General features: G+C 26.6%; 21 protein-coding genes. 6 read left to right on the top strand and 15 right to left on the bottom strand.

All coding sequences use genetic code 11. From position 1 onward, the window contains the following. Positions 1-232: 232 nt before the first annotated feature. The 3 genes from BLP75_RS09445 to BLP75_RS09435 form a co-directional block, all read right to left on the bottom strand. Positions 233-1297: a sensor histidine kinase gene (locus BLP75_RS09445; RefSeq protein ID WP_092725569.1), complete on the bottom strand. Its 1065-nt coding sequence runs from the start codon at positions 1295-1297 to the stop codon at positions 233-235. Further along, positions 1284-1979 (bottom strand): response regulator transcription factor, encoded by a 696-nt coding sequence (locus BLP75_RS09440; protein WP_092725567.1) that lies wholly within the window; start codon positions 1977-1979, stop codon positions 1284-1286. The genes BLP75_RS09445 and BLP75_RS09440 overlap by 14 nt, the downstream gene beginning before the upstream one ends. Before the next feature lie 157 nt (positions 1980-2136). Next, positions 2137-3831 carry a M3 family oligoendopeptidase gene (locus BLP75_RS09435; RefSeq protein WP_092725565.1) on the bottom strand — a complete coding sequence of 565 codons (1695 nt, stop codon included), beginning with the start codon at positions 3829-3831 and terminating at the stop codon, positions 2137-2139. A gap of 240 nt (positions 3832-4071) precedes the next feature. Between BLP75_RS09435 and yidA the strand changes: the two genes are divergently transcribed. Together yidA and asnB are read left to right on the top strand one after the other, a co-directional pair. Next, positions 4072-4884, top strand: coding sequence for a sugar-phosphatase (gene yidA, locus BLP75_RS09430; RefSeq protein WP_092725564.1), 813 nt, complete (start codon positions 4072-4074; stop codon positions 4882-4884). 241 nt (positions 4885-5125) lie between these two features. Then, positions 5126-6958: an asparagine synthase (glutamine-hydrolyzing) gene (gene asnB / locus BLP75_RS09425; RefSeq protein WP_092725563.1), complete on the top strand. Its 1833-nt coding sequence runs from the start codon at positions 5126-5128 to the stop codon at positions 6956-6958. An 80-nt stretch (positions 6959-7038) separates the two neighbouring features. Here asnB and BLP75_RS09420 read toward each other — a convergent pair whose 3' ends face one another. Beyond that, a complete protein-coding gene (locus BLP75_RS09420; RefSeq protein ID WP_092725561.1) occupies positions 7039-8253 on the bottom strand; it encodes an ion channel in 1215 nt (404 codons plus the stop codon). A gap of 188 nt (positions 8254-8441) precedes the next feature. On the opposite strand from BLP75_RS09420, the gene BLP75_RS09415 reads away from it, so the two are divergent. Together BLP75_RS09415 and BLP75_RS09410 are read left to right on the top strand one after the other, a co-directional pair. Next, positions 8442-8870: a hypothetical protein gene (locus BLP75_RS09415; RefSeq protein WP_092725560.1), complete on the top strand. Its 429-nt coding sequence runs from the start codon at positions 8442-8444 to the stop codon at positions 8868-8870. A 79-nt stretch (positions 8871-8949) separates the two neighbouring features. After that, positions 8950-9264 (top strand): DUF1540 domain-containing protein, encoded by a 315-nt coding sequence (locus BLP75_RS09410; protein ID WP_092725559.1) that lies wholly within the window; start codon positions 8950-8952, stop codon positions 9262-9264. A gap of 116 nt (positions 9265-9380) precedes the next feature. Here the strand turns inward: BLP75_RS09410 and buk are convergent, their stop codons facing one another. The 4 genes from buk to BLP75_RS09390 all read right to left on the bottom strand — a co-directional run bounded on the left by buk (position 9381) and on the right by BLP75_RS09390 (position 14445). Continuing rightward, positions 9381-10466, bottom strand: a complete 1086-nt coding sequence (gene buk, locus BLP75_RS09405; protein WP_092725558.1) for a butyrate kinase — start codon at positions 10464-10466, stop codon at positions 9381-9383. 126 nt (positions 10467-10592) lie between these two features. Continuing rightward, entirely contained in the window at positions 10593-11186 is a 594-nt protein-coding gene (locus BLP75_RS09400; protein ID WP_092725557.1) for an indolepyruvate oxidoreductase subunit beta, read from the bottom strand. 1 nt (position 11187) lies between these two features. Then, a complete protein-coding gene (gene iorA / locus BLP75_RS09395; RefSeq protein ID WP_092725556.1) occupies positions 11188-12987 on the bottom strand; it encodes an indolepyruvate ferredoxin oxidoreductase subunit alpha in 1800 nt (599 codons plus the stop codon). Between the two features lie 189 nt (positions 12988-13176). Beyond that, positions 13177-14445, bottom strand: coding sequence for a pyridoxal phosphate-dependent aminotransferase (locus BLP75_RS09390; RefSeq protein WP_092725555.1), 1269 nt, complete (start codon positions 14443-14445; stop codon positions 13177-13179). Between the two features lie 196 nt (positions 14446-14641). Between BLP75_RS09390 and BLP75_RS09385 the strand changes: the two genes are divergently transcribed. Next, on the top strand, positions 14642-15289 hold the full coding sequence (locus BLP75_RS09385) for an SIMPL domain-containing protein (protein ID WP_092725554.1): 648 nt from the start codon (positions 14642-14644) through the stop codon (positions 15287-15289). A 190-nt stretch (positions 15290-15479) separates the two neighbouring features. On the opposite strand, the gene BLP75_RS09380 is transcribed toward BLP75_RS09385, so the two are convergent. Further along, a complete protein-coding gene (locus BLP75_RS09380) occupies positions 15480-15899 on the bottom strand; it encodes a DUF3785 domain-containing protein (RefSeq protein WP_092725553.1) in 420 nt (139 codons plus the stop codon). Positions 15900-15910: 11 nt separating this feature from the next. Next, positions 15911-16837 carry a biosynthetic peptidoglycan transglycosylase gene (locus tag BLP75_RS09375; RefSeq protein WP_092725552.1) on the bottom strand — a complete coding sequence of 309 codons (927 nt, stop codon included), beginning with the start codon at positions 16835-16837 and terminating at the stop codon, positions 15911-15913. Positions 16838-17102: 265 nt separating this feature from the next. On the opposite strand from BLP75_RS09375, the gene BLP75_RS09370 reads away from it, so the two are divergent. Next, complete coding sequence (locus BLP75_RS09370; protein ID WP_092725551.1) at positions 17103-17273, top strand: 4Fe-4S binding protein; 171 nt, start codon at positions 17103-17105, stop codon at positions 17271-17273. 39 nt (positions 17274-17312) lie between these two features. On the opposite strand, the gene BLP75_RS09365 is transcribed toward BLP75_RS09370, so the two are convergent. The 5 genes from BLP75_RS09365 to BLP75_RS09345 all read right to left on the bottom strand — a co-directional run bounded on the left by BLP75_RS09365 (position 17313) and on the right by BLP75_RS09345 (position 21309). Continuing rightward, entirely contained in the window at positions 17313-17795 is a 483-nt protein-coding gene (locus tag BLP75_RS09365; protein ID WP_092725550.1) for a hypothetical protein, read from the bottom strand. Between the two features lie 287 nt (positions 17796-18082). Beyond that, the gene (locus BLP75_RS09360; RefSeq protein WP_092725549.1) at positions 18083-19099 is read right to left on the bottom strand and encodes a serine/threonine-protein kinase; all 1017 of its coding nucleotides are present in this window, start codon (positions 19097-19099) and stop codon (positions 18083-18085) included. Beyond that, positions 19090-19389, bottom strand: a complete 300-nt coding sequence (locus BLP75_RS09355) for a hypothetical protein (RefSeq protein WP_092725548.1) — start codon at positions 19387-19389, stop codon at positions 19090-19092. Before BLP75_RS09355 ends, BLP75_RS09360 begins: the two co-directional genes overlap by 10 nt. A gap of 151 nt (positions 19390-19540) precedes the next feature. After that, positions 19541-20047 (bottom strand): 3'-5' exonuclease, encoded by a 507-nt coding sequence (locus BLP75_RS09350; RefSeq protein WP_092725547.1) that lies wholly within the window; start codon positions 20045-20047, stop codon positions 19541-19543. A gap of 185 nt (positions 20048-20232) precedes the next feature. Continuing rightward, the gene (locus tag BLP75_RS09345) at positions 20233-21309 is read right to left on the bottom strand and encodes a murein hydrolase activator EnvC family protein (protein ID WP_092725546.1); all 1077 of its coding nucleotides are present in this window, start codon (positions 21307-21309) and stop codon (positions 20233-20235) included. Between the last annotated feature and the right edge of the window lie 12 nt (positions 21310-21321).

Genomic DNA, 21321 nt, shown 5'->3' with positions numbered 1-21321 from the left:
ATTTATAACCCCTTAGTATATTTTAGTAATTAACATTTTCACTTAAACGTGAATATATTTTAATTTTATCTATCGAATAATTAAATAATATCATAGAAAAGTTATTTTAAATCTCACAGTCCTGTTATATTTCACCTAAAAATTATCACAGTTTTGAGATATTTAAATAAAATAGTGTAGATAAAATTATTAAGCATAACAATATCTACACTATTCATATTTATTTCATAATTTAATTTTTTAAATATATGTTAAATTTAGTACCAATATCCATTTGAGATTCTACTTTTATATAACCACCTTGTTTATTTATAATCTCCCTTACTAGATATAGACCTATACCTATCCCCTCTATAGCATTAACTTCTGGACTTCTATAAAATCTTTTAAATATATGATTTATTTCATTTTCATTTATTCCAATTCCATTGTCACTTATAGTAACCCTAGTAAAAAAATCCATTTTAACCATACTTATATTTATATGGCCACCTTTATCTGTATACTTAACTGCATTTTCAATAATATTAAAAAATGCTTCTGTAGTCCATTTTTTATCATGATATAGCTCTAACTTTTCGTCTATATCTAGTTCTATAGAAATATTTTTTTCTTCAGCTTTTAAATGTATGCTGCTTAATGCATTTAAAATTGTATCTGTAATCCTTGACTTAATCATATTTAAATTAATAATTCCATTTTCTAGTCTAGACATTTTTATCAAAGATTTAACTAACCATTCTAGTTTATTAACTTGTAATTGCATATTTTTTAAAAATAAAATTTGATTTTCTTTATCAATTTCTCTACATATTAGTGTTTCGTTGTACATTGATATATTAGCTATGGGAGTTTTAATTTGATGTGATATATCTGAGATTAAAGTTTTTATACTTTCTTTTTCTTGTAAGTATTTTTCATTTTTATCTTCCATAACTTCTATCATATACTTTAATTTATTTTGTACCTTAGATAGTAAATCATCTTTATTTAAATCAAATTTCATATTTTTATTTCCTGATATAAACTGATCTATATTATAAATAATATTTTCACTAAAATTAACAATGTCTTTTCTTACTTTATATACAAAATATAATGATATAAAAAAAATAAAACTAATAAAAATTAAACTTAAAAATTTAATCTTCATTATATCATTAGTAGCACCTGGATATTTGTTTACTATATTATTTGTTTGATGATTTATAAGTAGCAAACATGAAATTGATAATAGAAAATATATAACAGAAAAAGTAATATAATAATTGTGTTTTATATCTTTAGCATTTTTCATTTTTATCACCAAGCCACATATACCCCATTCCATATACAGTTTTTATGTATTTATGTTTAGAATATTTTTCATCAACTTTACCTCTTAGTCTGTTTATATTTACTGTTAATGCATGCTCTTCTATATATTCACTTTCTTTATCCCATATTTCATCTATCAAAGCTTGTCTTGTTACTATTTCACCTTTACATTGTATTAGTTTTTTTAGTATTTTATATTCTATAGGTGATAATATTAGATGTTTATCATTTTTTGATATTATCATTTTATCTAAGTCTATTTTGAATTCCCCTTCAGTTAATATGTTGTCATCATTTTCTAAACTACATCTTCTAAGTAATGCTTTAACTCTCTGTATTAATATATTTATACTAAACGGTTTTGTTATATAGTCATCTGCACCTATTTTAAATCCATTTACTACATCCTCTTCCATGTCACATGCAGTCAAAAATAATATTGCTATTTTAGATTCTAGCCTTATATATTTGCAAAAATCAAATCCATTCCCATCTGGAAGATTTACATCTAATATTATCAAATCTATTTTTTCTTGTTTTAAATTTTTTTCAGCTTCTTTTAAACTGTATGCTGGTATAACATTAATTCCCTCTACTTGTAAGTTAAAACATATACCATTATTAAGAATTGTATCATCTTCAACTATCATTACATTTTTCATTTTATTCCCCCTATAATATTGATCTCTAATGTAAAAAATAATATCATTAAAAAGGATTGTACTCAAATTAAAATAAAATAATTTTTGTACAATCCTTAATATTTTGGTATCTGATAAAGCTATCTATGCAATGGCTTTATAGATGTGATTTTTTATTTTAAAGAGCTTTATCATCAACTTCTTCTAACCAAGATTTTATTATATCTATTACACTTTCTACGCATCCATCTTTAAATGGTGATTTTAAGTTTCCTATTTCAACTATTTCTAAGAAAGATTTAGTTCCTCCAACTTTACATATATTTAAATAGTCATCCCATCCATCAACTTTATTCTTTTGCATCTTTTTCCAGAATTGTAAAGAACATATTTGAGCTAAAGTATAATCTATATAATAAAAAGGATTTTTAAATATATGGCCTTGCTTAAACCACCATCCTCCTCTTTCTAGGAAATCACAATCTTCATAGTCCTTATGAGGTAGATATTTATTTTCAAGTTCTCTCCAAACATTTTTTCGCTCTTCTTTGCTCATATTTGGATTTTCATATATTCGATGTTGGAATTCATCTACTACTATTCCATAAGGAATAAATTTAATAGCTGCTGATAAATGTGTAAATTTATATTTTTCAGTATCTTCCTTAAAGAATAAATCCATCCAAGGCCATGTTATAAATTCCATACTCATTGAATGTATTTCACAACTTTCATATGTGGGGAAATTTATCTCTGGCATATTAATCCATGTAGACATATATAATTGGAAAGCATGACCTGCTTCATGAGTTAAAACATCTATATCATCTGATGTTTGATTAAAATTAGAAAATATAAAAGGTGATTTATAATTTGGTATATATGTACAATATCCACCTGCTGCTTTTCCTTTTTTAGTAACTAAATCCATAAGCTCATTTTCTAACATAAAGTCAAAAAATTCTTTAGTTTCTTTAGATAATTCAGAGTACATTTTTTTTCCATTTTCCATTATATATTCTGGGTTACCTTTTGGTGTTGCATTTCCACTTAAAAACTCAAAGTTTTCATCTACATAAGTTAGTTTTTCCAGACCTAACCTTTCAGCTTGCCTTTTATATAAGTCACTTGCAACTGGTACTATATATTTTAATACTTGCTCTCTAAAGTTTTTAACCATTTCAGCATTATAATCAGTTCTCATCATTCTTATATAACCTAGTTCTACAAAGTTATTAAAGCCTAATTTCTTTGCTATAGTGTGTCTTATATTTATTAATTTTTCAAATATATCATCAAATTTGTCTTCATTCTCTTTAAAGAATCCATAATAAGCTTTAGAAGCTCTTGTTCTCATTTCTCTATCCTTTGATAGCATAAACTTCCCAAGTCCTGATAGATTTCTTTCTTTTCCTTCAAAGTTTATTTTTGCAGAAGCTAACAACTTAGTATATTCTGAGCAAAGTTTATTTTCATCTTGTAATTCTTTTATTATATCTTTTGAAAAAGATTTTATAGAAAACTCAGCTATTTTAACAAATTGTATTCCAAAGTCATTTTCTATTTCTTTTTTAAACTTTGAATTTATAATTGCTTTATAAAAGTACGAATTTATGTCTTCATATAAAGGAGAATATTCATCCCAATATTCAGTTTCTTTTTCATAAAATACATCTTGTGTATTAATGCTAGTTCTTATTGAGCATATAGTTGACATTGTTTCTATATCATTTCTAATTTTATTAAGGTTATCTATGTATTCTCTTTGCTCCTTATATGTAGATGCATTATTTATTTTCTCTATTAATTTATTTATCTGTATTTTATTTTCTTCATAGTTTGGTCTTTCATATTTAAATTCTGAAAATTTCATGAACATATCTCCTTATCTTAATTTATTATTACATCAAATAAATCTAATTAGATTTTAAATTATTAGATTTAAATCGATATAAATATTATACCATATATTACATATTGTTAAGTTTTTATTAATTTTCAAAATAATATAATATATTTTATATTATTTTAACAAATTTTATTTTAGTTTATTAATTTTATAGATATTGATATAATTATATCTGTCTTATATTTTAATTATTGGGAGGGTAATATGTATAAATTAATCGCTTTAGATATCGATGGAACTTTGTTAAACACTGATAAAAAAATAACATCAAATGTATTTAACTCTATTCAAGAGGCTAAAAAAAATGGTGCAAAAGTTGTACTATCAACAGGTAGACCTTTACCTGGGGTAACACCTCTTTTAAAAGAATTAAATCTTACTGATGATGGTGATTATGTTATTTGCTTTAATGGAGCAGTAGTTCAAGAAGTAAAAAGTGAAAAAGTTATTTCTAATATAGAAATGAGTTATGATGATTTTAAAACAATATTTAAAGTTGTTAAAGATCTTAATACTAAAGTTCATATAAATACACCAACAAATGTAATAACTCCATTTGAAGAACCAAGTAAATACACTGTATTAGAATCTGAGTTAAATCAAATACCAATCGTTTATATGCCTGAAAATGAAATAAATGATGATATAACATTCTGTAAAATAATGATTATCGATGAACCTGAAAGATTAGAAGAAATTTTAAATGTTCTTCCTAAAGAACTTTTCGATAAATATACTGTTGTTAGATCAGCACCTTTCTTCTTAGAATTTTTAAACAAAAAAGCCAATAAAGGAACTGCTTTAAAAGCTTTATGTGAAAGTATCGACTTACCAATAGAACAAACTATAGCTGTTGGTGATGAAGAAAATGATCAACATATGATAAAATTAGCAGGACTTGGAGTTGCTATGGGGAATGCTCGTGATAGTATAAAGGATATCGCAAACTATATAACTAAAACTAACAATGAGCATGGTGTTGCTCACGTTATAGATAAATTTATATTAAATAAATAGTATTATCTAGCATATAATATAATCTTGGTTTGTATATATGCATAAAAAAGCATCTTTATATAATTAAAAATTATATAAAGATGCTTTTTTTCTACAAAAACTTACTTATTTTACAAAAATTTTACAAGTTTAATAAAATTTTAAAACAACTTACTATTATACTAATTCTATAAATAAAATTTAAATAATAAATAGAATTTTAATACCTTATAGAGTGTATTAAAAAAGGAGCAAAATAACAATGTGTGGATTTACAGGATTTTTAGATAATACTTCAAATAAAAAAGAAATACTTAATGAGATGCTTGATACTATAATTCATAGAGGACCTGACCAAGTTGGCGAATTTATAAATGATAATATAGCTCTAGGGTTTAGAAGATTAAGTATAATAGGTGTAAATAATGGGCTTCAGCCACTATTCAATGAAGATAATAGCTTAGCCCTAGTATTTAACGGTGAAATATATAACTATAAAGAATTAAGAGAAGAATTGACAAATAAAGGCCATATTTTTAAAACAAATACAGATAGTGAAGTATTAATTCACTGCTATGAAGAATACAAAGAAAATATGGTTCATAAGCTAAGAGGGATGTTCGCTTTCGTAATATATGATATTTCAAATAAAAATATTTTTGCAGCAAGAGATCATTTTGGTATTAAACCATTTTATTACTATTTAAGTGATGATAATGGATTAATATTTGGTTCAGAGATAAAAAGTTTTTTAAAACACCCTAATTTTAAGAAAGAACTTAATGAAAATGCTTTGAAGCCTTATTTGACATTTCAATATTCTGTATTAGAAGAAACATTTTTCAAGGGTGTATTTAAATTACAACCAGGTCATTTCCTTACGTTTAAAAATGGAAATTTATCTACTACTCAATATTGGGATATAAATTTTAACCAACAAGATATGTCATTAAGTCAAAGCATTGACTCTATAGAAAATATTATGCATGAGTCTATTAAACTTCATAAGGAGAGCGAAGTTCCTGTAGGTTCATTTTTATCAGGAGGAGTAGATTCTAGTTATATAACAGCGAATCTATTGCCTGAAAAGTCATTTTCAGTAGGATTTAAACAAGATAGATTTAATGAGTCAAATCTTGCCAAAGAATTATCAAACTCTTTAAATATAGAAAATATACAAAAAATAATAACTGCTGATGAATGCTTTGAGAATATCTCAGACATACAGTATTATATGGATGAACCTCAGTCTAATCCATCATCCTTACCTCTATATTTTTTATCTGAACTTGCAAGAGAACATGTAACTGTCGTATTATCTGGCGAAGGAGCTGATGAGATATTTGGTGGGTATGAGTGGTATACTGATGATAAAATTCTAAAAAAATATAAAAAGTTACCTTTCATATTCAGAAAATCAATCGCTAATATATCAAAGAAACTTCCACAATTTAAGGGAAGAACTACTCTTATAAAAGGCGGTAGCGCAGTAGAGGATTATTTTATCGGACAAGCTCTAATATTTGAAGAAGATGAGGCTTGTAATATACTTAATATCAAATATCAAAATTCTAAATCGGTAAAAGAAATAACAGGACCTATATATGCTAAAGTTAAAAATCAAGATGATATAACTAAAAAGCAATATCTAGACTTAAAATTATGGCTTCAAGGAGACATATTATTAAAAGCGGATAAAATGAGTATGGCTCACTCATTAGAGTTAAGAGTTCCATTTTTAGATAAAGAAGTTATGAAAGTTGGAGAATCAATTCCTACTATACATAAGATAAATAATAAAACTACAAAGCTGGCATTGAGAGAGGCCGCTATCAATACTCTTCCTGAGGAATGGGCTAAACGTGAAAAGAAAGGATTCCCTGTTCCAATAAGATTCTGGTTAAAAGAAGAAAAATATTATAATATCGTCAAGGAATCATTTATTAGTAAATATGCATCTGAGTTCTTTAATACACAATCGCTAATCAATTTATTAGATAATCACTATAATAATAAAGAAAATAATGCAAGAAAAATATATACAATTTATGTATTTTTAGTATGGTATAAAAGATTTTTCATAGATCAAGATTAAATTATTATATTTTCAATAATAGATGATAATTAATAGTAATTATCATCTATTATTTTCTATAAATAAAATTTAATTTCATTTTATCTCGTAATTTTTCTAGCCAATGTAGCTGTCCATACACCTACCATAGTAACACCTAAAAGCATTTCTATTCCGGATAATAATATACTTAAATCAATAGGGGTTATATCACCATACCCTACAGTTGTAAATGTTACTATGCTAAAATATAATGACTGCATAAAATCAGTGTTTAAATTTTCTAATGGTAATCCTTGAAAAATTAATTCTTTATAATTTATAACATATTCTCCAACACTTAATCCCGTTATCATATATACTACTGCAAAAAATAACACTATTTCTAAAGATGTTATAAGAGCAAAGGTAGGTCTTTCTCCATAGCCACAAAGTAGCCAAAATATAGATGACTTAGCTTTACTTAATCCACTTAGCGACTTATGTTCCATACACTTCGATATATAATAATACTCTCCTGCTATATTTAATAATCCGTTCGACTCAAATTTAGATGCAATATTTTTATACACTTTAAATGCATAATTATAATTTTTTTTATATTTCTTATCTATTATTATTTTATCAATAAAAGTATACTCATCAAACTTTGATAAATAATTATCTTCAAATTCAAGTTCTTTTATATCAGGATTTATTATCTTGCATGATCTCATATCACAATCATTAATAATTATTTTATTGAAATATACATTATTAAATATACATTCTTTTAAAGATGTACGCTCAAATTTAACATTTTTTAAAGTTATTGATTCAAATATGCCTTTTTCTACATTGCATTTTTTAAACTCGCAATTAACTAATATACTTTTTCTATCAAATACCGATATACATTCTTTGGTATTATAAAAATTACAATCAATAAATTTAACATCATTAAATTTACATGTTGAAAATGTATTACCATAAAATACACAATTATAAAATTCTATATTTTTAAATTTACAATTACTAAACATATTATATTTAAATTCTATGTTTCTTAGCTTTAAAATTTTAATATTATACTCGTCTTTGAATTCTCCAATGCTTTTACTATTTATTTTTTTTATTGGTATCTTACTTCCATCTTCAATGTGGTACATATCATTATAATCTAACGTACTTTTTCCATTTATATTTTCCGTTTTTATAAGAAATTTATTTTTGTATATCTCAATATGCTTAAAATATTTTTTTTCATTTTCTATCTTCCTAATTTTTAATTCTTCTTCAACATCATTTTTTATTTTAGAAAAATTATAAGTTTGCATAATCTCATCCTAACTTTTTTCATCTTATCTATAAATAAATACTTTATTTTTTGTTAAAATCCTTTATTTATAGAATACTTGTCTACTTTTTTTAATATCTATTATAAAAGACTAATTTTATCTTTGATTTTTAGTTTTATACAAAAGTCAATCCAATTAAATTTTGATATAATTTTGGGAGGTTACTTATGAATAATAATATTGAAGAACTTATAGAAAATTTACCTAAAGAATGTTGCTCTTTTTGCACTCATCTTTCATTAGATGGGCCTACAGATGATTTTGAGTATAATATAAAATGCGTTATGTTAGATGCATTACCTACAACAAATCAACGCTGTAGTTTTTTTGAGCCAGAGTACTGTGATTTAACAGATGATGATTTAAATAGATTATACTTAGAATTTTTAGAAGCTTGCGTTAGAGTGAAATTTGATACTTACTTAAAATCTACTCACTGGAAAATCTTTAAAGAACAAGCATTAAAAAATAATAACTATACTTGCTCTATTTGTGGATCTAAAGAAAACCTAGAAGTTATTCATGGTAATAAAAATCTAGGCAGAGAAAATCTTGATGATGTTATTGTAGCTTGCGAAAAATGTATTTCTAAATAATAGCATTTCTAATTTACTACATAAAATTATTCTATTTTCACATACTAAATTAGAAAACATCATTAGGAGGTATATTAATATGTCAAATGGTAATTTAAGTTGTTCTGCAACTAATTGTGTTCATAATAATTCTAGTATGTGTTATGCTGGTGGTATAAGTGTTACTGGAGCTAGTGCTACATCTACATCTGCTACTAATTGTGCATCATTCCAAGATAGAGCTTCTTCTGGAATGACAAACTGTGGTAGTGAAGGATGTACTTGCACTAAAACAAGTGGTATATCTTGTCAAGCTTATAAATGTAATTACAATGAAAATGAATGCTGTAAAGCTCCTAGCGTTAAAATAAATGCACAAAACGCTACTTGTGAAACATTTATATGTAACGACTAATTTAGTTTATAAGTTTTAAATATTGCTTAATAATAAAAATAATGAGTTGTATTTATCTTAATATACAACTCATTATTTTTAGTTCATCTAAAACATTATAATATTTTTGCTAATATTTAGGCATTAGCTAGTACTTCTTCACTATATTCTCTTGCGTTTTCTTCTCCTGTTAATACCCTTAAAGCTCCAAATGATAATGATTCTAGTTCATTTTCTCCTGGCATTATTTCAACATGAGATATGAATTCTACTCTTTTCTTAATATTATTAGTCATAACTTTAGAATGTGCTATTCCTCCTGTTATAACAATTGCATCTACTTTTCCTTCAACAACAGTTGCTAATTCTCCTATTGATTTTGAAACTTGATAAGCCATAGCCTCATGTACTAATTTAGCATCTTCATTGCCATCATTTATCATAGACTCTACTTCTCTTAAATCAACTGTATTTAAATAAGAAACTATCCCACCTTTGCCTCTTATCATTTTTAACATTTCTTTGTGAGTATACTTACCTGAAAAACAATTATCTATTAATTTTTTACAAGGAACTCTTCCTGCTCTTTCTGGTGAAAATGAACCTTCATCATCTGAAACTATATCTACCATTCTTCCTTTTTCATGAACACTTACAGTTATACCTCCACCTAGGTGCGCTACTATTAAATTTAAATCGCTATATTTTTTATTATTATTTTTAGCAAACTTTATTGCCATTGCTCTAGAGTTAAGAGCATGGCTTAAACTTGTTCTATCCATACCTTTAATTCCTGATAATCTAGCAACATCAGTTAGTTCATCAACTGCCACCGAGTCATATATATAAGCATTTATACCTAAAGGTTTTGCTATTTCATAAGATATTATAGCGCCTAAATTTGACGCATGCTCTACAACAGGTCTATTTTTTAATCTATCTATCATTTCATTGTTTACTAAGTAAGCTCCGGATTTTACAGGTGGAAGTAATCCCCCTCTACCTACAACTGCGCTTAAAGAATTAATTTCTATATTATTTTCATTAAGTACTTTTAAAACCTCTTCTTTTCTCATATCAAATTGATCTTGTATTCTATTGTACTTTTCTAAATCTGATGCTAGGTGATCAATTCCTTTTACTAATATTTGTTCTTCATTATCATACACTGCTATCTTAGTAGATGTAGACCCTGGATTTATAGCTAATATTCTGTAGTTCATAAATTTCCCCTTTGACTAATAAATATTTGCCTATAGATGCATATTCCCTTTTGTCTTTTGTTATTAAAACTATATTTAAATTAAGCTATTACAAGTAATCTAACTCATAATAGCTTAATTATCATATTAATTTGTTGCTAGCGCTTCCTTAGTAACTAATTTCATACCTTCATTAAATGCTTTTATATTTATATCAACAAATTTTTCTTTTACATTATCTCTTATTATATTTTCCCAGTTTATATGTTCTAGTTCCATAGATTTAACTAATGCACCTAATAGTATTATATTCATTACCTTTGCATTACCTAATTCTACTGCCTTATCTGCCGCATTTAGCTTTCTAGCATCTAATCTTTCAAGCTCTGCTTCTATTTCATTTTCTTTATATTCAGCTTTTCCTGTAAGTACTGGCATAGAATCCATTCTATAGTTATTATAAACTATTTTTCCCTCTGGTTTTAAATATTCTAACCATCTTAAAGCTTCCATCTTTTCAAATGAAACTAATATATCTGCCCCACCTATTTCTATAACTGGAGAACATACACTATCCCCATATCTAACTTGTGAAGATACTGATCCACCTCTTTGACTCATTCCGTGTATTTCACTCATTTTTACATCATATCCAGCTTCCATAAGCCCAGTAGTTAATAATTTACTTGCAAGTATAGTTCCTTGACCCCCTACACCTACCAAAAGGACACTCTTAGTCATATTAGTTTACCTCCTTAGCTAATCTATTATTAGATATTGCATCTTTAGGACATGTTTGTGAACATACATTACATCCTACACATTGGTTTTTATCTATATTTACCTTCTTAATATCTTTATCAAATGATATTGCTGGACATCCAGTTTTCATACATGCCTTACATCCTATACAAGAATCATGATCTACTTCACACTTAGAAGTAAATGGACTATTAAATTCTTCTATATCTTGCTTAGAGAATTTTTTAAGAACACATGGCCATCTAGTTATTATTACTGAAGGCTCTTCTAGCTCAAATGCCCAATCTAATGTTTCTTTTACTTCTTTTAAGTTATTAGGATCTATACATCTTATTTGTTTAACTCCACAAGCTTTAACTAATGCTTCTATATCTACTTCATTAGTTACTTCACCTTGTAGTGTATATCCTGTTCCTGGATTTTGTTGATGACCTGTCATACCTGTTATTCTATTATCTAATATTACAGATATTGAATTTCCTTTATTGTATACAACATCTAATAATGAGTTAACACCTGTATGGAAGAATGTAGAATCTCCTAATACACCTACAACTCTCATTTTGTTGTCATCTTTCATATTAAATACTTTTTGAGCTCCATGTCCTGTACTTAAACTTGCTCCCATACATACAACTGTATCCATTGCATTATATGGAGGTGCAAATCCAAGAGTATAGCATCCTATATCTCCTGTAACCATAACATTTTTTCTCTTTCCTAATTCATAGAAGAATCCTCTATGTGGACAGCCTGCACATAATCCTGGAGGTCTTGGAACAACTAATTCTTTATTGTATTGAACTGTGTCATTTGCTTTTCCAAAGATTGATTTTCTTATTGTATCTGGAGTCATTTCTCCTGTTATCGGTAATATATCTTTACCTGAGCACTCTATTCCAGCCATTTTCATTTGATCTTCTATAAATGGATCATTTTCTTCTATAACATATATTTTATCTACTTTTGATGCGAATTCTTTTATTTTGTCCATTGGTAGAGGATTTGTAAATCCTAATTTCATGTATGATGCGTTGTCACCGAATACTTCTTTTGCATACATGTGACACATTCCTGATGATATTATACCTATTTTAGTATCGTTTATTTCATAATAGTTAAGAGGTGTGTTGTTTGAGTATTCTTCTAATTTATTCAATCTGTCTTCTACTGAGTATCTTAATACTCTAGCATGTGCTGGAACAGTAAGATTTTTCTGTGGATTTTTAGCATAATCTTTTATTCCAACTTCTACTCTATCTGTACATTCAACTATTCCCTTTGAATGACAAAGTCTTGTTGTAACTCTATATAAAACTGGAGTATCATATTTTTCACTTACTTCAAAAGCTTCTTTTAACATATCTTTAGCTTCTTGGCTAGTTGCTGGCTCAAATAAAGCTATTTTAGCAAATTTAGCATAATTTCTATTATCTTGTTCATTTTGAGATGAATGCATTCCTGGTTCATCAGCAGATACTAATACCATACCTCCATTTACTCCTGTATAAGCAAATGTAAATAATGGGTCTGCTGCTACGTTTATACCAACATGCTTCATAGAAGCTATTGTTCTTGCTCCTGCTATAGATCCCCCTATAACTGCTTCTAATGCAACCTTTTCATTTGGAGCCCATTCAGCTACTATATCATTTTTATATGTAGCTATGTTTTCTAAAATTTCTGTACTTGGAGTTCCTGGATATGCAGATGCATATTTTACACCAGATTCATAAGCTCCACGAGCTATTGCCTCGTTACCTGTCATTAACTTTTTCATAGTTTTTATTCCCCCATAATAATTTTTCAGTTTCATCTATTCCCTTTTACTAAAAATTCACTTTGATTATGTCGCTAACTATGCCACCCTCATTCTCACTTGGGCTACATATATTACTCAAAATGCATTAACTATGTGGTCATTTTATTTTTGAAAATAGGTCTACTTTAAAATAGACCTATTTTTTATTTACTTAACTTCTGCTAAATCTTTGCTTTTTATATACTCAAGAGCATTTTTTATCATGCTAGGAGCAATTTTACATTTATCCTCATTTACTGCACATACAGCAAATCTAAGTCCTGCTTTTAATGGCACCATGAATAAATTATCTTTAGTTAATTCTTCACATACAGCTCTTGAATTTTCGCATGGTATACTAACAAAGAATCCATCTCTGTAAGGAAGTATATCTAATCCTACTTTTTCAGCTTCTTTAACAAATACATCAGCTCTTCTTCTTAACATTTGTTTATGTTTATTTTTTTCTTCAGTATATGCTTTAAATTTAGCCTCGTCATTAACTATATTAGAAAGTAACTTCATTGCTCCTCTATTACAGTTTGACCAGTTTGCTCTACATGAATGTACACAAGCATAATAGAATTCTTCAGAAACATTTTCACTTGAAGTTATACATATTGCAGATCCCATTCTCATTCCGTAAGCAGTAAATCCTTTTGACATACTAAATCCTACTATTGTAAGTACATTTTCAGGAAGATTCGAGAATTTTTTAAAGAATTTTCTACTAGCATTATCATCGCTTGCAAAATCTATATAAGCTATATCTACAAAGAAAATTATTTTTTTATCTGGATTTTTAGATACTTCTTTAGCTAAATCTATTATCTTGTCCCACTCTTCATCTGGAATACTATATCCAGTTGGGTTATGTGCTGGTGTATTTAAAATAGTAAATATTCTTTCTTGCTTACTAGCTATATTTAAAAAACTTTCTTTAAATGAATTAAAGTTGAAGTTATTTTGTTCGTCAAATAACTTATATGTAGTTACTTTTCTTCCGATTTCCTCTGTTATACTTACATAAGGACTCCAGAACCAATCTGATGTTAACACTTCATCTCCTTCTTCTGTATAGTTCCAAGCAGCTAATTTTATAGCACCGCTTCCACCTGGAGATGCGACTGCCTTTATATATCCTTCTGGAAGATAATCTTTGAAGCATACTTTTTTAACTGCTTCAAGATAATCAGGTTGACCTTCAAGCGCTGCATATGCTGATATATCTTTATTATCTAATGATTTATATTCATCATAAACAGTGTCCATAGTTATTAACTTACCTTCATCATCCATAAGAGCACCTATAGTAGCATTTATTACATTATTTGTTCCTAATTCTTTCTCTGCTTGTTGTGCTCTTGCTGATAAATTAAATATTATATCTTTTTCTCTTGGCCATATTGAATGTTTAGCCGCCATACTTTGACTCATATCATCACCCCTAGTATAATGTTTTATCTTTTTGCGAGTTGATTTTTGAAATGTCCGTGTTAATGTTTTCCCAATAGTATTATAACACACTACAATTTCTTTGTTAATCATTTATATATTATCTGATAATTTCATAAATTTCAATTTTTTATAATATAATTTATTGATTACTATAAATTTTAGGGAGTTGATGTAAATGCAATTTAGAAATAATAATATGTATATGCCAACAGATAAAGGCTCTTTATCTGTTCATGGCACAGGCTATATAGAAGTAAATTCGGATATGGCTAGATTAAAAGTAAAAATTTCTACTGATAATATAAGTTTAGAGGAAGCTCAAGATAAAAATAAAGAAATTACAGATAGAGTTCTGATGAGCTTAGAAGATTATGGAATTGCTGAAGAAAATATTCATAGTGAAAATTTATCTGTGAGTAAAAATTATAATTTAAGCAACAATACTTTTTTATCATATAAAGTTACTAATGTTATAAGTGTTCTTCTAGATGATTTTAATAAACTTGGTGATGTTTATTCTTTAATTATAGAAAATGGAGCTAACGATGAAATCAATGTTGATTTTGTTCTTTCTAATCCAACTCAATATTATAATCGTGCACTAAAAAAAGCTACCCAAGATGCGCTAAATAAAGCAGGTTTATTAGCTAAGAGCTTTAATGTTAAATATAATCCAATACCTAATAAAATAACAGAATTAAGCTCACCTGTTTATGCTATTACATATTCTTCTAGCTCTAATAGTTATTATCAAGATATTGCTCCAGGTGTAGTGAAAATAATAGCTGAAGTAGAAGCCGTTTTTTCTACTTTTCCTTTTTAATAATTTAAAATAAAAAAGTCGCTTAGCTTAAGCCACTGCGTGGGCGCTACACTTTCTGTCGCCAACGACCTAAAAAACAGGTCAGTTGCTCAAGCCTAGCAGTTGGTATTATAACTTATCTACAAACCAGATAATTTATAATACCTTAATATATAAAAAAGCTATCTTAAAATAGATAGCTTTTTTTATTTTATACTATACAATTTTCAATTTGAACTATATAATCTTGACAGTTTTCACAAACTATAATACTAACTATATAACTATCATCTACCTTACCACTTCTTGATAATTTATTAAAAGATAATCCTTGATAATCATTATCGATATCACTAATTACATACTCTCCATTTTTAGTAAATATATAAAAATGATATTCTAAAAAACCAAAGAATTTTTGCTTTTCTTTAACCCCTGCTAAACATTCTGGGCAAGCTTCTTGATAATATTCTATATCAAAGTCAATATCATCAGATTCATTTAATATATTTAATATTTTATCTAATGAAGTTCCTTTTACTGGCTTTTCTTCATCATTAATTATATCGCTACAATTTTTTTGAGATAATATATATTCTTTTTCTTCATAATTAAATTTATATTCGTTCATTTTACACCTCTTTATTTTATTTCAGACTTGAATGGTACTTCTTCAGATAAAGCATTTTTATACTCTACATCATTTATATATCCAAGTTCATTCATTTTATATAATATAGTTTCTTGTCTTCTTTTAGCTTCTCTATGTTCACTATATCTTGCAGGGTTGTTAGTTATACCTGCAAGCATAGCACATTGAGCTAAGCTTAATTCACTTACATTTTTTCCAAAGTAAACTTTAGAACCTTTACCTACTCCGTATGATGATTTTCCTAAATAAATATTATTTAAATATACTCCTAATATATCGTCTTTGGTCATATTTTTATCCATAGAAGTAGCATTATATATGTCTCTTATCTTTCTTTTTATAGTTTTATCATCATCAGTAAGTAGGTTTTTTGAAATTTGCATTTCTATAGTACTGCCGCCTTGAGTACTATTAGATAGTACATTATGAACTACTGATCTTAATAATGAAATCTCATCCACTCCATTATGTTTATAAAACCTTTCATCTTCTATTGAAACTACAGCATCTTTTAAATACTTAGGGATCTGATCATTACTTACAACTTCACTACTTATATATTTTGATTCTAATAATGCCATATCTACTCTTTCAGATCCTTTTAATGCTGTAAGTATAAATACCGAACCAACCGCAGATGTTAGTACCAATACAACTAACATAAGTACTAAAAGTTTCTTACTTAAAGCTCTGGCTGATTTTTTTCTATTTTCAACTTTCCTTTGTTTTCTACTAGTAGATTTTTTTGAGCCTTCACTAATTGCTTTAGACCTATCCACTGGTATTTTTTCTCTGTTTATATTATTAACTTTACTTCTACCATCCAAATTATTTGGCTTTGAAATTTGAGCATGCTCTACATTAGTGCTTACTTTTCTTCGCCTTATTTTATTTTGATCATCATTGTAATAACTCATGTAAGCCTCCTTTTTTTATAGAATAATTATACATTGTTATACAAAATAAATCAAAGAACAAATTTGTAAGATTAAATTTATGGGATTATATGTATTTTTTTACATTTTTAACTCGATTTAAAATTTATATTTTTTATTTTTCTTATATTTTATAATCTCCAAAGGCATTTAAATAAACACATTAAAATTTTTTTATAATTTTGTGATAAAAAAGTATTTTTTTGGGTATTATATAATATGAATTCAATTTAAGGAGGACTTTAAAATGGCATATAAAATAAACGATGCATGTATAAGCTGTGGGGCTTGTGAACCTGAATGTCCAGTTAGCTGTATATCTGCAGGAGATGACAAATACGTTATAGACCCTGAAATATGTATAGAATGTGGTACTTGTAACAGTGTCTGTCCAGTAGATGCTCCTCAACCAGAATAATACATAAAAAAAGAAAAGCATATGCTTTTCTTTTTTTGTTTACTTTATATTTATTGTTTTTACTACTTTTTCATTAGTTATATCTTCTATATTAGTCATTTCTAATTTTATAGGATCAATTGCATTAAATAAAGTTACACCCATTTTAATGGTTGTACTTTCACCACTTTTTATATTTCCTATAAAACCTGTAATATTTTCTTTTCCTGTACTTACAAAATATTTGGTTTCTTTGCCACCTTGATATGGATAAATATCTATATTTGATAATTCAACGTCATATTTCCCATTATTAGATACTTTCATTGTGATAATAGCTGAAGCATCATAATTTTTTCCCACATTAATCTTTTCTTTTCTTAAATCTACATTTTCTATAGTTACTTTTAGATCATTATCGCTCATATTGTTTATCCATATATCATTACCATAATTATATTGATTATCTAGGCATATAGAATTAGTTGTTGTACAAACTATAATTATTAATGTAAATGCAGCTATTAATTTAATTTTTTTCATTTTTACCTCCTACGCACTTTTCTTTATTTTGTGCATAGGAAAAATTTTCATTCATTTTTTAAGTATATTTTTTACAAGATTTATTTAAATTTTATTTTAAGAAAAATTTTTTTATATTTTTTTGTTTTTTCCTTGCTTTTCTTGTCGAATTTTGTTATTATAAATACAAGGTTATTCCCCTAATAACCGATTATTTACTCCCCAAATAAAATATATTCCCTAATAAACCCCTTTTTATAATATATTTTACCCCTTTAATAACCTTACTTGATCGGATTGAAGTAAGGTTATTTTTTTTCATAATTTTTTATAATAGATCTTACCTCTTTGTATCCTTTTGCTTTGCTTTCTATAAAAGGTATCATTTTATCGTCATTTATAATATTCCAACTATCATTTTCTTTATATAAAGCTATTTGTATATTTTTTTGACCATTATCCAAAGACCATGTAAAATAGTTACTATCTCTTTTATCATAATGCCAATCTAAATTTTCAGTTATGTCAGATAAGTCATTCATAATTTGTAATACATTATCATACCTATCCTGAGGATTTACCATCAAACACTTTTCTATTATAGATATCATTGATTTCGGAATATGAGGCATATATTTTTTTCTTATTGGAAATTTACCTTTTGCACAAGCTATTTTTAAACTATTCAAATCTTTGTATCTTTTAGCTTGTTTATTATACTCTTCATTACCATTGCACATTCTATACAAAGTTGTTCCTATTTGATATATATCTATTTTTTTACTTATAATAGAATTAGTGCATTGCTCAGGTGCAATATGCTTATAGTATACATTTTTTAATCTTGCATTTCCTAGATAATTTAAATACAGAGCTGATCCAAAATCTGTTAAAACTGCATCTTGAGAATCACTTATCAATATATTATTAGGTTTTATATCACAATGTATCATTCCATTACTATGAATATATTGTACTGCTGACAAAAAGTCTAAGGAATATTTTATTATTTGCCCTATAGTTAGATTGGTGTTTTCTAATAAATGATATAATGATCCATTTCTATAATATGGCATAGTTATATATATATACTTATCATCGTAAGATGCAGTATTTATAGATATAATATTTGGATGTTTTGAATTATATACCTTTTTAGATTCTTCAAAGTACTTATCTACTTCTTTAAAATTTTTCTTATCTATTTGTTTTAAAATAAATCTAGATCCTAATTGGCTATCTTCTACTATATATAATGCAGAATTTACACCTTCTGAGTGTATTTTTTCTATTATTTTTAAATTAAACTTAGGACTTATTTGCATATAATCACCCCACAATTTGAAAATACTTCTTCAACTATCCCCTCAACCTTAACTATATCGATAATATCAATTCCAATAGCATCTTCTATTACTATATTTGATTTTTTTATATTATACTTTTGTACAAGCATAATTAAAAATTTTCTTAAATAATTTAATTTATCCCCTATTTGAAATGACTTTGGAATTACTATAGTATCACTCATAATAACTCTTTTTTCATTATTTTCAACATTAAATATATAAAATTCTATTCTATCTATAAATATATTTATATTAATAAAATTCATAGTACCAACCCCCCAAAAGGATTTTTTAGTCTGTTATATACTATGATACTCATCTTAATTTAAACACTAAATATATCCTATTTTTAAATAAATAGAAAAAACCTTAGACTATAATGTTTTAAATTATACAATCTAAGGTTTTTTCTATATTCTATATTTCATCTTTAATTTTTAAAAATAATTTAGCTGTAGCTAATGTATCACTATCTGCTCTATGCGCATTTTTATTTTCTATATTATAATATTCACATGCAGTTTCTAATTTTTTATTTTTACCTTTATATGATTTGTTTTGTTTTAATAACTCTAAAGTACATATATGATTTTTTATAGGATCTAATCCAAGTTCATTTAGATAAAAATTTAAAAATTTTAAATCAAATTTAGCATTATGTGCTATTATAGTTCGATCTCCTATATATTTTCTAAACCTAGGAAGTACAGACTCAATTCCTTCTTCGAATTCAACCATTTCATTTGTTATATTAGTTATTTCTGTTATAAAGTATGGTATAGACATTTTAGGCTTTACGAACCTTGAATAATTCCTTACTATTTGGTCGTTAATAATTTCTGTTATACCTATTTCTATAATTTCACATCCTTTATAAGGATCTAGCCCTGTGGTTTCTAAATCTACAACTACATATTCATTCATATTGTTCTCCTTAATATATAATTTAGTTAAGTTTTTTGCATACATTTATATTTAAGTTTTATACTTTTTATCAATTAATAATTTAAGACTGTTGTTCAAACTTTAATGCTTTATAATTTTTAATACATTAAAAATACCTGCTATATATTATATAACAGGTATTAATTAAAATTCTACTCATTTATTTATATATACGGAACTGGATTAGTATGCTTACCATTTATTCTTATTTCAAAATGTAAGTGTGGTCCAGTTGATCTTCCTGTTGATCCAATTTTAGTAACAGCTTGTCCTTTTTGAACTCTTTGCCCTACCGATACTAGTAATTGACTATTGTGTGCATATAGCGATACTTTTCCATCATCATGTTGTATCATAACTGTATTACCATAGCTTCCTTTAGTTCCTGAAAATATTACTGTACCATTATCTGTTGCTACAGCTGGAGTTCCTGTTGGAGCAGGTATATCTATACCAGTGTGCATCTTTTGTACATTTAAAACAGGATGAAGTCTGTATCCATATGGAGAACTTATTGTACTATGTCCTGGTACTGGCCAAGATCCATTTGATATTACAGCTCCACTTAATTCATCACTTGAGTTCATAGCAGCTTGTCTTGCAGCTTCAGCAGCTATTTCTTCTAATTCATTTTCTAAACTATTTTCCTCGGCTTCTAATGCACTTTTTAATGATTCTAATTCATTTTTATCTGATTGCATAGTTTCATTGTCTCTTACTAATGAAGATTTAAGTGTTTCTTGTTCAGATTTCTTAGAGTTTAAATCTTTTTCTTTTTCTTCTATACTTAATTTATTAGAATCTAACTCTTTTAAGATATCTTTATCTTGTTCAACAACTTGTTTTACTACATATACATTGTTAAAGAAATCAGATATTGAACTACTACTAAATATAACTTTCATATATCCTATAGAGTAGTTTCCGTTTATAGCCTTTAGTCTTTTTCCTAAAGCGTCTTCGTTCTTTTTAATATTTTCTTCTAAAGCTTTTATTTCGTCTTTAGCTTTTGTTATCTCTGCATCTAATGCTACTATCTTATTATTAGTTTCAGAAATATTTTTTTCGATTTCTACTATTTTTGTATCTAAATTTTTAATTTTACCTTCTAATGTTGTTTGCTCTTGTCTATTTTGAGTTAACTTGTTGTCTAATTCTGTTGTATCATTTTCATTTGCATATATAAAACTAGTAGAAAATAACACGGTACATGCAGTAACTACTGATATTGTTTTTTTCACTCAATCGTCCCC

The sequence above is a fragment of the Romboutsia lituseburensis DSM 797 genome (genome assembly GCF_900103615.1).
GTDB lineage: Bacteria > Bacillota > Clostridia > Peptostreptococcales > Peptostreptococcaceae > Romboutsia_F > Romboutsia_F lituseburensis.
This window is presented reverse-complemented; position numbering and strand designations above follow the sequence as displayed.